Annotated in this window: 16 protein-coding genes and 1 other RNA gene; 4 read left to right on the forward strand and 13 right to left on the reverse strand. The window is 66.8% G+C overall.

Annotation, left to right across the window (positions count from 1 at the left end):
- Positions 1 to 47 precede the first annotated feature (47 nt).
- From L8K25_RS01990 to L8K25_RS02000, 3 genes are all read right to left on the reverse strand, one after another.
- Positions 48 to 692: a histidine phosphotransferase family protein gene (locus tag L8K25_RS01990; protein WP_242137249.1), complete on the reverse strand. Its 645-nt coding sequence runs from the start codon at positions 690 to 692 to the stop codon at positions 48 to 50.
- 100 nt (positions 693 to 792) lie between these two features.
- Entirely contained in the window at positions 793 to 1,497 is a 705-nt protein-coding gene (locus L8K25_RS01995; protein ID WP_242137250.1) for a lysozyme inhibitor LprI family protein, read from the reverse strand.
- Positions 1,494 to 1,901, reverse strand: coding sequence for a M67 family metallopeptidase (locus L8K25_RS02000; RefSeq protein ID WP_347341134.1), 408 nt, complete (start codon positions 1,899 to 1,901; stop codon positions 1,494 to 1,496). Before L8K25_RS02000 ends, L8K25_RS01995 begins: the two co-directional genes overlap by 4 nt.
- A 16-nt stretch (positions 1,902 to 1,917) precedes the next feature.
- Between L8K25_RS02000 and L8K25_RS02005 the strand changes: the two genes are divergently transcribed.
- From L8K25_RS02005 to mtgA, 3 genes are read left to right on the forward strand one after another with little or no spacing between them, the layout of a single operon-like run.
- Positions 1,918 to 2,865 carry an RluA family pseudouridine synthase gene (locus tag L8K25_RS02005; RefSeq protein WP_242137252.1) on the forward strand — a complete coding sequence of 316 codons (948 nt, stop codon included), beginning with the start codon at positions 1,918 to 1,920 and terminating at the stop codon, positions 2,863 to 2,865.
- Positions 2,866 to 2,920: 55 nt separating this feature from the next.
- On the forward strand, positions 2,921 to 3,826 hold the full coding sequence (rpoH, locus tag L8K25_RS02010; protein WP_131529175.1) for an RNA polymerase sigma factor RpoH: 906 nt from the start codon (positions 2,921 to 2,923) through the stop codon (positions 3,824 to 3,826).
- A 58-nt stretch (positions 3,827 to 3,884) separates the two neighbouring features.
- Entirely contained in the window at positions 3,885 to 4,652 is a 768-nt protein-coding gene (gene mtgA, locus L8K25_RS02015) for a monofunctional biosynthetic peptidoglycan transglycosylase (RefSeq protein WP_242137253.1), read from the forward strand.
- 54 nt (positions 4,653 to 4,706) lie between these two features.
- Here the strand turns inward: mtgA and L8K25_RS02020 are convergent, their stop codons facing one another.
- The 8 genes from L8K25_RS02020 to L8K25_RS02055 all read right to left on the reverse strand — a co-directional run bounded on the left by L8K25_RS02020 (position 4,707) and on the right by L8K25_RS02055 (position 9,996).
- Positions 4,707 to 4,946, reverse strand: a complete 240-nt coding sequence (locus tag L8K25_RS02020; protein ID WP_242137254.1) for a hypothetical protein — start codon at positions 4,944 to 4,946, stop codon at positions 4,707 to 4,709.
- 71 nt (positions 4,947 to 5,017) lie between these two features.
- Positions 5,018 to 5,341 (reverse strand): YbaB/EbfC family nucleoid-associated protein, encoded by a 324-nt coding sequence (locus L8K25_RS02025; protein WP_010164225.1) that lies wholly within the window; start codon positions 5,339 to 5,341, stop codon positions 5,018 to 5,020.
- Positions 5,338 to 7,005 carry a DNA polymerase III subunit gamma/tau gene (locus L8K25_RS02030; protein WP_242137255.1) on the reverse strand — a complete coding sequence of 556 codons (1,668 nt, stop codon included), beginning with the start codon at positions 7,003 to 7,005 and terminating at the stop codon, positions 5,338 to 5,340. The genes L8K25_RS02025 and L8K25_RS02030 overlap by 4 nt, the downstream gene beginning before the upstream one ends.
- Positions 7,006 to 7,081: 76 nt before the next feature.
- Positions 7,082 to 7,179: signal recognition particle sRNA small type (gene ffs / locus L8K25_RS02035), an RNA gene on the reverse strand.
- A gap of 38 nt (positions 7,180 to 7,217) precedes the next feature.
- Positions 7,218 to 7,436, reverse strand: a complete 219-nt coding sequence (locus L8K25_RS02040; RefSeq protein ID WP_242137256.1) for a hypothetical protein — start codon at positions 7,434 to 7,436, stop codon at positions 7,218 to 7,220.
- A 45-nt stretch (positions 7,437 to 7,481) separates the two neighbouring features.
- The gene (locus L8K25_RS02045; RefSeq protein ID WP_242137257.1) at positions 7,482 to 7,814 is read right to left on the reverse strand and encodes a 2Fe-2S iron-sulfur cluster-binding protein; all 333 of its coding nucleotides are present in this window, start codon (positions 7,812 to 7,814) and stop codon (positions 7,482 to 7,484) included.
- Positions 7,811 to 8,899 carry a cysteine desulfurase family protein gene (locus L8K25_RS02050; protein ID WP_242137258.1) on the reverse strand — a complete coding sequence of 363 codons (1,089 nt, stop codon included), beginning with the start codon at positions 8,897 to 8,899 and terminating at the stop codon, positions 7,811 to 7,813. The genes L8K25_RS02045 and L8K25_RS02050 overlap by 4 nt, the downstream gene beginning before the upstream one ends.
- Positions 8,896 to 9,996, reverse strand: coding sequence for an aminotransferase class V-fold PLP-dependent enzyme (locus tag L8K25_RS02055; RefSeq protein ID WP_242137259.1), 1,101 nt, complete (start codon positions 9,994 to 9,996; stop codon positions 8,896 to 8,898). Before L8K25_RS02055 ends, L8K25_RS02050 begins: the two co-directional genes overlap by 4 nt.
- Before the next feature lie 123 nt (positions 9,997 to 10,119).
- On the opposite strand from L8K25_RS02055, the gene L8K25_RS02060 reads away from it, so the two are divergent.
- Positions 10,120 to 10,776, forward strand: a complete 657-nt coding sequence (locus tag L8K25_RS02060; protein WP_242137260.1) for an alpha/beta hydrolase — start codon at positions 10,120 to 10,122, stop codon at positions 10,774 to 10,776.
- A gap of 258 nt (positions 10,777 to 11,034) precedes the next feature.
- On the opposite strand, the gene L8K25_RS02065 is transcribed toward L8K25_RS02060, so the two are convergent.
- Positions 11,035 to 11,667 carry a glutathione S-transferase gene (locus L8K25_RS02065; protein ID WP_242137261.1) on the reverse strand — a complete coding sequence of 211 codons (633 nt, stop codon included), beginning with the start codon at positions 11,665 to 11,667 and terminating at the stop codon, positions 11,035 to 11,037.
- Between the two features lie 237 nt (positions 11,668 to 11,904).
- Positions 11,905 to 13,005, reverse strand: coding sequence for a recombinase RecA (gene recA, locus L8K25_RS02070; RefSeq protein ID WP_277923428.1), 1,101 nt, complete (start codon positions 13,003 to 13,005; stop codon positions 11,905 to 11,907).
- Positions 13,006 to 13,081: the final 76 nt, after the last annotated feature.

Here is a 13,081-nt window from a genome sequence, read left to right on the forward strand (position 1 = left end):
CCTTTGCGGCAGCCGACTGCATGGGACCCCAATGGTTAAAGGGTCATTTAAGCCGCTTTAAATGCAGCCCCGAACAACAATACGGCATCGTCCGGCGCGGAAACCTGGACGACCCCGCCGCCCTCGGCGACCAACGCATGGACGAGATAGGCCGCCGCCGCGCGCGGCGTGACGACCGCGTCGCCGCTGGTGCCGGTCAACGCCGCCCGCATCTCGGAATCGAGCACGATCCGCAAACCCTCCGCGCGTACCACGATCTCGACCTGACCATTATGGTTCTCGGCGCCGACATCGAGCTGTCCGCCGCGCACGAGCGCATCGCCGGCGATCAGCGCAAGGTTTAGCAACACCTTGATCGCCGGCTTGGGAAGGGTCGAATCCTCGACCAGCCAGCCGAGCTTTACCTTGTGACCCTCTCCGAACAGCCCCTCAATCGCTGCGCGCGCTTCGCGCGAGTCGACCGATTCGCCAAAGCCGCCCGCCGCACCGAATGCGAGACGAAAGAACTTCAGCTTGTTCGCCGAAGCCTTGGCACTGTCCGCGAGCAGTTCGAGACAGCGTGCCCGCATATCGGGATCATGTTCGTCCGCGAGCAATTCCAGGCCGTTGTTCAGCGCGCCCACGGGGCTCAGCAGATCATGGCACAGGCGCGAACACAGCAGGCTAGCAAAATCGGTCGGGCTAATGGTCAACGCTTGGGCTCCAGCTTTGCGCTTCTTTGGCGCAGCACGCTACGCGCTGCAAGCCGCACGTCGGGCCGCTTAACCAAATGTCGGGTGCGAGTCGCCCCCTTCATGCGCCGCCGCACAGATGTTGCGAATTGAACAGCCGCCAGCGCGCCCCGGTCCGCAGGTTGGTGACCGCATAGGACCGCCCCCGATCATCCCCCGGCGGGCAATGGCGCGGCAGCGCGACGAGGCAGACCCGCGCGCGGTCGCCGAGGCGCGAACGCGCGATCGGGCGTTCGCGGTCGTAGGAAACCTGATGGACACCATTGGCGAAGGTGATGCTCGTGCCACTGTCGTCCGGACGCGTGCCGTCGCCGAGCCGTGGACCGATCTGTTCGATCGTGGTCGTTTCGCACTGGCCGACCCGCGCGACGTTGCGCCGACGCCAGCGGTCGACGCTTTCGCGCTGTTGCCACAAGGCGGTCGAGCGATCGTCATAGGCCTTGGAGACGCAGGCGGTGTCGCGGCAGGCATCGCGCCGGACCAGCCACGCGCGCTGATCGCGCAGGATCGCCGCACGGGTGGCCGTTGGCGCGTGGCGCACCAGTCCGGCGTAAGCCGCCGCCATATGAGTGTCCTGCTGGACGAGTTTCGGGTCGTTGCAGATCGCCCGCTCGACGCGCGTCGCGGCCCGCGGGCAGGTCAGCCCGTTGGCGGTCACCCGCTCGGTCTGCCCGCCGATGGCGACCGATGCGATACTGCCCGTCAGGCCGACCGCCAGCCCGGCCCACAGAAGGCCGAGAAGCCCCGCGCGGATCGTGCGGTTCATGCCAGTGTCTCCCTGATCGTGACCGGGACGAATCCGGTAGCCCCCGCCTGCTCGGTCGCGCGCCATGCCGCGATCCGTCCGCCCGCGACGATCACCCAGATCTTGCCGTCCGCGGCCGCGCGGGCGGCGTCGGTTACCGACGGGGTCGTGCTGCCGTTCGGATGCGAGTGCCAATATCCGATCAGGCGCGCGCCCCCGGCCCGTTCGGCCCGCAGCGCCGCAAACAGCGCGACCGGATCGATCTCGAACGCGCGGGCCGGGTCTGCCGCGACATTGGCGCAGGCCGTGACCCGTACGACGGTGGTTTCGTCGCCGAACAATAGCCCGCAAACCTCCACAGCCGGGGTCGCCTGCGCGGCGGTTAGCAATCTCGCTTGCAGAGTGCTTGAAATTTCCACCGCCATTCCCAGATTCTAAAGGATGAACCGGGGGGTTTCCACCATTGAGACGCGAATCGCCGATGAAGCCGGACTCCGGCTCGACCGTGCGCTGGCGGATGCGCTCCCGACGATCTCGCGCGAACGGCTGAAAGCCTTGATCTCGACGGGACAGGTCACCGACGAGACCGGCACGCTCCGACGCGACCCCGCGAGCAAGGCGGTTCCGGGCGGCCTGTACCGCATCGTCGTTCCCGACCCGACGCCGGCGCATAACGAGGCACAGGATATCGCGCTGTCCGTGGTGTTCGAGGACGAACACCTGATCGTGATCGACAAGCAGGCCGGGCTGGTGGTCCATCCCGCTGCCGGAAACCTGGACGGGACGCTCGTCAACGCGCTGCTTCACCATTGCGGCGGCAGCCTGTCGGGAATCGGCGGGGTGGCACGCCCCGGGATCGTCCACCGGATCGACAAGGATACATCCGGCCTGATGGTCGCCGCCAAGACCGATCGCGCGCATGTCGGCCTCGCCAAGCAGTTCGCGGCGCACTCGATTGATCGGCGGTACAAGGCGATCGTTTCGGGGCGCCCCGCCCCGCCTGCCGGGTCGGTGGACGCGCCACTCGCGCGGAGCCCGCAGAATCGCAAGAAGATCGCGATCGTCCAGGGCGGCAAGCGCGCGGTGACGCATTACAGCACGCTCGAACGGTTACGCGAGGCGGCGCTGGTCGAGTGCCGGCTCGAAACCGGGCGGACGCATCAGGTCCGCGTGCACATGGCTTCGCTCGGGCATCCCTTGCTCGGCGACCCGGTTTACGGTAGAACAAAGCAGGCTCACAAACGCGATCTGGAAACCTTGGGTTTCCGCCGACAGGCGTTGCACGCCGCCCGTTTGGGGTTCATTCATCCGATCAAATGTAACGTTCTGGCGTTTGACAGCGAAATGCCTGCCGACATGCAGGAACTGTTCGATACATTGCTAGTATAGGCTACGGCCGCCGCGCCCGGCGCGATCCCGGCCTTACGAAAAGGGAGATACGACCATGGCAGCCCGCAGCAACGTCCCCGCGACGATCCCCGCCCTCGGCGGCGAAGCGAGCCTCAACCGCTATCTGTCCGAGATCAAGAAATTCCCGATCCTCGCGCCCGAGCAGGAATACATGCTCGCCAAACGCTTCGAGGAACATGGCGACACCGATGCCGCCGCGCAGCTCGTCACCTCGCACCTTCGCCTCGTGGCGAAGATCGCAATGGGCTATCGCGGCTATGGCCTTCCGGTCAGCGAGCTGATCTCCGAAGGCAATATCGGCCTGATGCAGGGCGTGAAGAAGTTCGAGGCCGATCGGGGCTTCCGGCTCGCGACCTATGCGATGTGGTGGATCCGCGCCTCGATCCAGGAATTCATCCTGCGCTCGTGGAGCCTCGTCAAGATGGGCACCACCGCCGCGCAGAAGAAGCTGTTCTTCAACCTGCGCCGGATGAAGTCCAAGCTCGACGCGTTCGAGGATGGTGATCTGTCGCCGGAGCATCTCGCGAAGATCGCCAAGGACCTCGGTGTCACCGAGGCCGAGGTGACCAGCATGAACCGGCGCATGGCGATGGGCGGCGATACGTCGCTCAACGTACCGATGCGCGAGGACGGCGAAGGCCAGTGGCAGGACTGGCTGCAGGATGACTCCCCCCTGCAGGATACGGTGGTCGCCGAGGCGCAGGAGGCCGACGTTCGGCACGACATGCTGACTGCGGCCATGGACGACCTCAACGAGCGCGAGAAGTTCATTCTTACCGAGCGCCGCCTGACCGACGAGCCCAAGACGCTCGAGGAACTGAGCCAGGTCTATGGCGTCTCCCGTGAGCGCGTCCGCCAGATCGAGGTGCGCGCCTTCGAAAAACTGCAAAAGGCGATGATGCGGATCGCAGGCGACAAGCGGATGCTGGTCGCCGCCTGATCGGCGGATCGGATCGGCGCGCTGGACAGTGCCGATCCGATCCTCCTAGAGCGGCGTCATGGCACGCCGAAAGACCAACTCATCGTCCAATACGCGTGGCGGCAACCGCCGTGCCCCGTCCCGCCGGTCGGGTCGCTCCAATGGGGGTGCCCGCCGCCTGCTGGGATGGATCGTGAAGGGCGTGCTCGCCCTCGTCGTGCTGTCGCTGGTGATGGTCGGAGTGTACCGCTTCGTGCCGCCCCCGATCACCTTGACCATGATCGGGGACGCGATCGCCGGGCATGGCATCGACAAATCCTGGATGCCGCTCTCGCGGATCGACCCGAACATGGCGCGCGCCGCGATCGCCGGCGAGGATTCGCGGTTCTGCAAGCACAACGGCTTCGACATGCGCGCGATCGAGACCGCTTATGCGCGCAATGCCCGCGGCGGACGCATTCGCGGCGGGTCGACGATCAGCCAGCAGACGGCGAAGAACGTCTTCCTGATCCAGGGCGGCGGTTACGTGCGCAAGGCGCTCGAAGCCTATTTCACAGTGTTGATCGAGACGATCTGGGGCAAGCGCCGGATCATGGAAGTGTATCTCAACGTCGCCGAAACCGGGATCGGCACGTACGGTGTCAACGCCGGCGCGCAACGCTATTTCGGCCATGACGCATCACATCTGACGCCGAGCGAGGCAGGTCGAATGGCGGCGGTCTTCCCCCAGCCCAAGAAGCGCGCGGCGATCGCGCCGAGCGGGTTCACCCGCCGTCACGGGAACGCCATCACCCGGCGGGTGGGCGTCGTCCGCAACGACGGGCTGGATTCCTGCTTGCGGGGGTAAGGCACCGAGACCGCTAGTTTCTAAAGTCCCTGGCCGGGGAAGAAACGACCATACTCAGTTCCCGTCGGTCGCCTTCTGAGCGCTATCGCCGACTTTCTTCGCACTATCGCCGACGTCCTTGGCCGCGCCGGAAATCGCATCGGTCCGGATGTTGTCATTCTGGCTGCGGTTGAACAGATAGAATGCCCCGACGGCGACCGCGATCAGCAGGACGATCCCGATCAAAATCCCCGCCCCGCTCCCGCGGCGTTCGATGACGGTCGTGTGGGGGGTCTCTGTCACATTGTCGCTCATGCCAATCCTCCTGTTTTGCACCTGGAGAAAGAACACAAGCAACGTCAGTTAGTTCCGGAGCCGAACCGACCTCAGAACGGCAGCTTGAAGCCGGGCGGCAGCGGAATGCCGCTGGTCATCTTGGCCATTTCCGCGCCCGATGCCGCATCCGCCTTCGCCTTGGCGTCGTTGAACGCCGCGACGACGAGGTCCTCGACCATCTGCTTCTCGCTCGGCTGGAGCAGCGATTCGTCGATGGTGATCCCGATGATCCGGCCCTTGGCCGAGGCCTGAACCTTGACCAGCCCGCCGCCAGCAGCACCCTCGACCTCGATCTTGTCGAGCCCGTCCTGCGCCTTGGCCAGCTCGTTCTGGACGTTCTGCGCCATCGCCATGATGTCTTCGATACTGTTCATGCACTCATGCTCCGTTGCGCCGCCAACAGGCGGTCGATTTCGGTTTCGGGTAAGCTCGCGTCGGGGAACGCCTCAAGCGCCGCGGCGATCACCGGGGTCGCGAGAATTTCCGCCTTGAACGCCTCGCGCCTTGCGGCTTCCGCCTCGCGGATCGTCGGCGCGCCGACGGTCGGCGCGGTGGTGATCCGCCACATCCGCCCGGTAATCTGCTTGAGCGACGCGCCAAGCTCGCCGATCAGGTCGCTCGGCAAGGGCCGCGACGAACTCAGCACCAGCTCGACATCGACGATGCTGATCATGCTGGCGTGATGCACGAGCCGCGACGCGAGCGCGAGCTGGCCCGCCGATTCGAGCAACGTGACGATCGCCTCGATCGACTGCGGCATGGCGGCGGCGACGGGCTCGCCCGGCGCAGGCGCGGGCGCGATGGGCGCTGCGACGACCGGCGGCGCACCGTTCTGGATCATCCGCGCCAGCTCGCCCGGATCGGGCAGCGTCGATGCGTGGACCAGCCGCAACAGCGCCATCTCGCACGCCTCGATCGGCAGCGCGGCACGCCCGACCTCCTCATGCCCCTTGAGCAGCAACTGCCACAAGCGGTGCAGCGCGGCGAACGACAACGACGCGCCCCATTCCTCCAATGCCGTCCGTTCCTCGGTCGCCTGCCCCGCCTCGGCGGCGGCCCCCAGCTTGACCAGCGTCGTCGCGTGAACCGTCTCGAGCAACCCGCGCAGCACGCCCAGCGGATCGACTCCGAGGTCATATTGCCGCCGCAACGCCGCCAACGCGCCGAGCGCATCGCCCGCGAGCAGCAACGCCATCATGTCACGGATCGCGCCGCGATCGGACAGGCCGAGCATGTCCCGCACCGCGGCGGCATTGACCTGCCCGCCTTCCATGTCGGCATGCGCGATCGCCTGGTCGAGGATCGACAGGCCGTCGCGCGCCGAACCTTCCGCCGCGCGCGCGATCAGCCCGAGCGCCTCGGGTTCCGCCGAAACACCCTCGGCCTCGACCACCCGCGCGAAATGGTCCGCGAGCTTCTCCGCCGGGATGCGGCGCAGGTCGAACCGCTGGCAGCGCGACAGCACCGTCACCGGCACCTTGTTGACCTCGGTCGTCGCGAGCACGAACTTCACGCCCTCGGCCGGCTCCTCCAGCGTCTTCAGCAGCGCGTTGAACGCGTTCTTCGACAGCATGTGGACTTCGTCGATGATGTAGATCTTGTAGCGCGCGACGAACGCGGTCATTCGCGACGCGTCGATCACCGCGCGCATGTCGTCGACGCCGGTGTGGCTCGCCGCGTCCATCTCGATCACGTCGATGTGCCGCCCCTCGGCGATCCCGACGCACGGTTCGCACACGCCGCACGGGTCGATCGTCGGGCCGCCCGTTCCGTCCGGGCCGATGCAGTTGAGCGCCTTCGCCAGCAACCGCGCGGTCGACGTCTTGCCGACACCGCGAACGCCCGTCAGCAGGAACGCATGCGCAAGCCGCTGGCGGCGGATCGCATTGCCAAGCGTCGTCACCATCGCATCCTGCCCGATCAACTCGGCAAAGGTCTGCGGGCGATATTTGCGTGCGAGGACGCGATACGCGTCCTTGGCAACGGGCTGCGGCGGTGCGGCCAGGTCGAAGCCGGGAGGATCGATGGAGTCGGACATTGCCGTCTATCTAGAGCGGCAGCGCGCGCGATGTAAGGGTAAGGTTTGCGGCGGAGCAAGCACTCTACGCCATGGCAGCGGTGGGAGCCGGAACGACCCGCAGCGAAATCGTTGTGGCTGCTGCCTTCCGGCCCTGACCAAGTTGGCGACGACTACGTCCGCCCGACTCCCGCGCTGCCTATGGCGGGGTCGGGCGGAAGGATCAAGAGGCCTTAGCGGCGGACCGTCCGGCAGATGCGCACGCGGCGATGATCGCGACGCTCCATCCGGCAGACCTGGCGCGACCGGTAGGCGGGGCGATGACGGTCGACGTGCACGGTCCGGGTGACGACACGGTCGCGGCGATCATGCCGATCCTGGGCGCTGGCACCGGTCGGCGCGAGGGCGCTGGCAGCGATCAGGCCGGCAGACAGCAAAGCGATGAATTTCATGGGTATCTCCTTCGTGCGTACTCAAGTGGCACGGGAGCGTAATGATCAGCGGCGTTGCATGTTCCGTGATTCGGCCGGAATGGCCACAGTTATTTGATCCATGTTGTCTTCCAAGCGGATCTGGCACGCCAATCGACTTGTACGTGTCGCCCCCGTCGCCAAATCAAGCATGTCCTCTTCTTCCGCACTTGCCGGCGGCAGATCGTCGAAATTGGCGGCCGAAACGATGACATGGCAGGTCGAGCAGGCCATCTGACCTTCACATGTTCCTTCCAGCGGCTGTCCGTCCGCCTGGGCAACCTGCAGCAGACTATCACCAGCCTGCGCCATCACCTCGCGTACTGCGCCATCGCGCCCGACGAAACGCACCCGGATCATGCCGCGATCCTCTGTCCATCCGCTGCGGCGACGATCCGACCGATCGCGTCCACCAGCTCGGGTACGCGCGTATAGCGCCCGAACCCGATCCGGATACTGGTTCGCGCCGCCCCGTCGCTCAGCCCGATCGCGCGCAGGACATGGCTCGATCTTCCCGACCCGCTCGCGCAGGCGGAGCCCGCCGAAAAGGCGACATCGCGCAGGTCCGACATCAACCGCGCGACGTCCAGTCCATCGCGCCGGATGTTGAGGTTGCCGTGATAGCGCCGGTCGAGCGCGCCGTTGACGTGCCACCCCGACAGCCGCTCGGTCGCGCTGCGCCACAGGGCCTCGACCGTCGCCGCGTCGGTGTCGCGCATCTCGAACATCAGTCGCGCCGCCGCTCCGAACCCCGCGCACAGCGCGGGCGACAGCGTCCCCGACCGGCCAAGCGCCTCCTGCCCGCCGCCATATAGCAGCGGCGCCAGCCGGACGCCGTCGCGGACCCACAGCGCACCGATCCCCTTGGGGCCGTAAATCTTGTGCGCCGAAACGGCGACGAGATCGCACGGCGGGGGAATGGACACGCGGCCATAGCCCTGCACCGCATCGCACAGGAAGAGCGCGCCCGCGGCGTGCGCCAGCTCGGCGAGCGCGGCAATCGGCTGGATCACGCCGATCTCGTTATTGACCAGCATGGCGGCGACGAGTCCGGTGCCCGGCACGATCGCCGCACGGGCGGCCTCGAGATCCACCAGCCCGTCCGCGCCGACCGGCAGCACGGTCACGGGCCGCCCCTGCGCCGCCATCGCAGCGACCGTGTCGAGCACCGCGGCATGTTCGGTAGCGAGCGTGACGATCGGCCCTGACGTCCCCTGGATCGCCCAGTTGATCGCCTCGGTCGCGCCACTGGTAAAGGCGACCTGCCCGCCCCCGCCGAATGCTGCCGCAACCGCGGCGCGCGCCACCTCGACCGCGGCCTTGGCCTTGCGGCCCGGGGCGTGGGGCGAATGGGGGTTGGCATGCTGGTCGCGCAGCCACGGTAACATCGCTTCCAATGCTTCGGGAGCAAGCGGCGTCGTGGCCTGATAATCGAGGTAAGTCATGCCGCCCCCGCAAGATCGATCCCACCGACCGAACGCACGATCCTGCGCCATTCCGCGATGAAGCGATCGACATCGGCTGCCCGCGTTCCACGCCCGAAGCTGACCCGGATCACCTCGCGCGCGGCGTCCACGGTCCAGCCCATCGCCGCGAGAACGTGGCTCGGCTTCATGCTCCCCGACGAACAGGCGCTTCCCGCCGACACCGCGATCCCCGCCATGTCGAAGCGGATGAGCTGCGTGGCGGCGGCAAGCCCGGGCATGCGGTAGGAACCGATCGCGGGATGCCGCTCTGCCCCTCGAGCAACGATCTCGCCGCCCGACCGGAGGACCGCATCCTCGAGCCGCGCGCGCAACGGAACCAGCGCCGCCACAGGCTCGGGCTCCGCCAGCGCGGCGGCATAGCCGATCGCGCCCGGGACGTTCTCGGTCCCGCCCCGATAGCCGCGCTCTTGACCCCCCGTCGGGGCGAGCGTGGCGAAATCCCGCACCAGCAGCGCGCCGACCCCCGGCGGACCGCCGCGCTTGTGCGCGGAGAGCGCGACGAAATCGGCATGCTCGGCGACATGGGGGTCCGCACCGGCGGGCATTTGCGCGGCGTCGACCAGCAGCAATCCGCCCGCTGCATGGACTTGCTCCGCGATGGCCGCGACCGGCTGGCGCACTCCGGTCTCGCTATTGGCCCATTGCACCGCGACCAGCGCGGCGTTGCCGTCGCCGTCGCCGTCGAGCAACACGGCGAGCGCAGCCGGATCGACGCGCCCAAGCGAGTCGACCGGAATGGTCTGCGCATCGGGGGCGGCGCGAATCACCGCATCATGTTCGACCGCCGTCACCAGCCGGCGCAGCGGCGTCGCGCGTCCCAGCGCGATCGCCAGCGCCTCGCTCGCCCCGCTGGTCAGCAACGTCTCGCCAGGCCAGCCATAAGCGGCCGCGACGCCGCGCCGTGCCGCCTCGAGCGCCGCGCGCGCCGCCCGGCCCTCGGCATGCGGCGACGACGGGTTCGCCCAGAGCGACATCGCGCGCGCCACCGCGTCCGCCGCGTTCGGCAGGATCGGTGTGGTCGCGGCATGGTCGAGGTACAGGCGTTCGGGCGTCATCGGCATGGCAATCGGCGGTTCGCGGCAATCATTGCGCAGACGTGCGCCATCATTGTATAGCGCACAACTCCTTGCGTGACCCTTCGGGGCGTGCTCCCCAGATTTTCCTTGTCAGCAGGTCCGATGCCAGAAGTCATTTTCCCCGGCCCCGACGGTCGTCTCGAAGGCCGTTTCGCTCCCGCATCGCGCCCCCGGGCGCCGGTCGCGATGATCCTCCATCCGCATCCGCAGGCGGGCGGCACGATGAACAACCATATCGTGATGGAGCTCTACAAGACCTTCCAGCGCCGCGGGTTCGCGACGTTGCGCTTCAACTTCCGCGGTGTCGGCAAGAGCCAGGGGACGTTCGACAACGGCGTCGGCGAACTGTCCGACGCGGCGAGCGCGCTCGACTGGGTGCAGAGCTTCCATCCCGAGGCGCAGACCACCTGGATCGCGGGCGTCAGCTTCGGCGCGTGGATCGGGATGCAGCTGCTGATGCGCCGCCCGGAGATCCGCGGCTTCATCTCGGTCGCACCGCCCGCGAACATGTACGACTTCACGTTCCTAGCGCCATGCCCGGCAAGCGGCATCATCATCCAGGGCGAGGCCGACGAGGTCGCGACCCCGGCCGCGACCCAGAAGCTGGTCGACAAGCTGCGGACGCAGAAGCACATCACGATCCATCACGACACGATCCCCAAGGCCAACCATTTCTTCGAGCATGAAATGCCGCAGCTGATGGGGTCGGTGGACAAGTATCTCGACATGCGTCTGGACCCGAACTCGCTGATCCGTTGATCAGGAAGGGCCGGGGCAGGTTCCTGGTAAGTGCAGGAGGGGATCACGCACTCCCCCCCCCCCGGCGCAGGCCGGACCCAAGCGCGAGTCCAACGCAAGGGGGCGTTGGCGCTTCGTTTCCCCGGCCATCGCGATTGGGCCCCGGCCTTTGCCGGGGAGGCGCCCGTCGGGGGTATCCGCGCCCCTTCGAATCCGTCACCCCGGGCCCATCCTTGGACGAACCCGGGATGTCGGCGCGGTCAGTCCTTGCTCCCAAAATCATGCGTAGGCGTAGGGACCGCCTTTTTCGAGCGCGACCTGATACGCCGGGCGCGCATGGATCTTGTCGAGCCACGCGATCGTCGCCGGGCGCGACTCGTCGAGCCCGGCCCGGCTGCGCGCGGCCTCAAGCGGGAAGCTCATCATGATGTCGGCGCCACTGATCTGATCGCCGGCGAACCAGGGACGGCTGGCAAGCTCGCTTTCGACATAGTCGAGATGAACGTCGATCATCGGCTGGATCCGCTTGGCAGCGGTCTTGCCGATCACCGGAATGCGGTTGAGCACGAGCAGCAGCAACAGCGGCGGCATCATCGATCCTTCCGCATAATGCAGATACTGGCGATAGCGCAGTGTGTCGTCGCGGTGCGCGGGCGGACCCATCCGGCCGTCGGCGCGCTCGACGATATAATCGACGATCGCGCCGGTCTCGATGATCACGCGCCCCGCATCGGTGTCCTGGAGGACCGGCGACTTGCCGAGCGGGTGGATCTTCTTGAGCTCCGGCGGCGCAAGCATCGTCGTCTTGTCGCGCTCGTAGCGGACGATCTCATAGGGCAGCGACAGTTCCTCGAGCAGCCACAGGATCCGCTGTGACCGGGAATTTTCGAGGTGATGGACGATCAGCGTCATGAGCTTCTCCGGAGAAGGGCGGTCGGGTGCTTGCGCAAACGCGGAGCGTCGCAGGAAAGTCTCACCATCCTAGCTCGCCCGACCAGCGCCGGCCATCCATAACCATGAAAGGCCCGCCATCGCGGGCGGGCCTTCCCAGGGTGTTCGACGGCATGACCAGCCGCCCCGTAGAAGAGGACGTACGGCGTGCACGCCGCGTCCCCTGCCCCGCCCGCCAACCGACGGCCGGAGCGAACATCACATCTCGTCGTCGCCGTCGACATCGTCGGGCTCGGGGCCCGCCATCATTTCCTCGGCGACCTTGTCGGTCCGCGTGCGGATCGCCTTCTCCAGACGATCGCTCATCTCGACATTGTTCTTGAGGAAGGTCTTGGCGTTCTCGCGACCCTGCCCGATGCGGACGCTGTCGTAGGAGAACCAGGCGCCCGACTTCTCGACCAGCCCGGCCTTCACGCCGAGATCGAGGATCTCGCCGATCTTCGACACGCCCTGCCCGTACATGATGTCGAACTCGACCTGCTTGAACGGCGGCGCGACCTTGTTCTTGACGACCTTGACCCGCGTCGTGTTGCCGATGATCTCCTCGCGGTCCTTGATCTGCCCGGTACGACGGATGTCGAGACGGACCGACGCGTAGAATTTCAGCGCGTTGCCGCCGGTGGTCGTCTCAGGGTTGCCGTACATCACGCCGATCTTCATGCGTAGCTGGTTGATGAAGATCACCATGCAGCGCGACCGGCTGATCGACCCCGTCAGCTTCCGCAGCGACTGCGACATCAGACGCGCCTGCAGGCCGACGTGGCTGTCGCCCATCTCGCCCTCGATTTCGGCGCGCGGCACGAGTGCCGCAACCGAATCGACCACCAGCACGTCGATTGCGTTCGAGCGCACCAGCGTATCGACGATCTCGAGCGCCTGCTCGCCGGTGTCGGGCTGCGACACGATCAGCTCGTCGATGTTGACGCCGAGCTTCTTGGCATAGACCGGGTCGAGCGCATGCTCAGCATCGACGAACGCCGCCGTGCCGCCGCCCTTCTGCGCCTCGGCGATCACGTGGAGCGCGAGCGTCGTCTTGCCCGAGCTTTCCGGCCCGTAAATCTCGATCACGCGCCCGCGCGGCAGACCGCCGACACCCAGCGCGATGTCGAGACCGAGCGAGCCGGTCGAGATCACTTCGACCTGCATCGTCTGCTTCGAGCCGAGCTTCATCGCCGAGCCCTTGCCGAACGCGCGATCGATCTGTGCCAGCGCTGCCTCGAGCGCCTTGGCGCGCTCTGCGCTCGCCTTATCCGTGGATGCCGCCATTTTGCTGTCGATCACTTTCAACGAAACCGCCATTGGAGCCTCCCGCTAGACCGAACGCCCAGCGCGTTCAATGCATGGTGGCTATGTACTTCGTTTGTTCGTGCGGAAC

Origin of the sequence: Sphingomonas sp. TREG-RG-20F-R18-01 (genome assembly GCF_022662475.1) — a bacterium.
In the GTDB taxonomy this organism is placed as follows: domain Bacteria; phylum Pseudomonadota; class Alphaproteobacteria; order Sphingomonadales; family Sphingomonadaceae; genus Sphingomonas.

What these genes read in the sequence shown, in the direction of transcription:
- L8K25_RS01995 (WP_242137250.1), bottom strand. Translation starts at nt 1,497, where the DNA reads ATGAACCGCACGATCCGCGCGGGGCTTCTCGGCCTTCTGTGGGCCGGG.
- L8K25_RS02000 (WP_347341134.1), bottom strand. Translation starts at nt 1,901, where the DNA reads ATGGCGGTGGAAATTTCAAGCACTCTGCAAGCGAGATTGCTAACCGCC.
- L8K25_RS02005 (WP_242137252.1), top strand. Translation starts at nt 1,918, where the DNA reads ATGAACCGGGGGGTTTCCACCATTGAGACGCGAATCGCCGATGAAGCC.
- rpoH (WP_131529175.1), top strand. Translation starts at nt 2,921, where the DNA reads ATGGCAGCCCGCAGCAACGTCCCCGCGACGATCCCCGCCCTCGGCGGC.
- mtgA (WP_242137253.1), top strand. Translation starts at nt 3,885, where the DNA reads ATGGCACGCCGAAAGACCAACTCATCGTCCAATACGCGTGGCGGCAAC.
- L8K25_RS02020 (WP_242137254.1), bottom strand. Translation starts at nt 4,946, where the DNA reads ATGAGCGACAATGTGACAGAGACCCCCCACACGACCGTCATCGAACGC.
- L8K25_RS02025 (WP_010164225.1), bottom strand. Translation starts at nt 5,341, where the DNA reads ATGAACAGTATCGAAGACATCATGGCGATGGCGCAGAACGTCCAGAAC.
- L8K25_RS02030 (WP_242137255.1), bottom strand. Translation starts at nt 7,005, where the DNA reads ATGTCCGACTCCATCGATCCTCCCGGCTTCGACCTGGCCGCACCGCCG.
- L8K25_RS02040 (WP_242137256.1), bottom strand. Translation starts at nt 7,436, where the DNA reads ATGAAATTCATCGCTTTGCTGTCTGCCGGCCTGATCGCTGCCAGCGCC.
- L8K25_RS02045 (WP_242137257.1), bottom strand. Translation starts at nt 7,814, where the DNA reads ATGATCCGGGTGCGTTTCGTCGGGCGCGATGGCGCAGTACGCGAGGTG.
- L8K25_RS02050 (WP_242137258.1), bottom strand. Translation starts at nt 8,899, where the DNA reads ATGACTTACCTCGATTATCAGGCCACGACGCCGCTTGCTCCCGAAGCA.
- L8K25_RS02055 (WP_242137259.1), bottom strand. Translation starts at nt 9,996, where the DNA reads ATGACGCCCGAACGCCTGTACCTCGACCATGCCGCGACCACACCGATC.
- L8K25_RS02060 (WP_242137260.1), top strand. Translation starts at nt 10,120, where the DNA reads ATGCCAGAAGTCATTTTCCCCGGCCCCGACGGTCGTCTCGAAGGCCGT.
- L8K25_RS02065 (WP_242137261.1), bottom strand. Translation starts at nt 11,667, where the DNA reads ATGACGCTGATCGTCCATCACCTCGAAAATTCCCGGTCACAGCGGATC.
- recA (WP_277923428.1), bottom strand. Translation starts at nt 13,005, where the DNA reads ATGGCGGTTTCGTTGAAAGTGATCGACAGCAAAATGGCGGCATCCACG.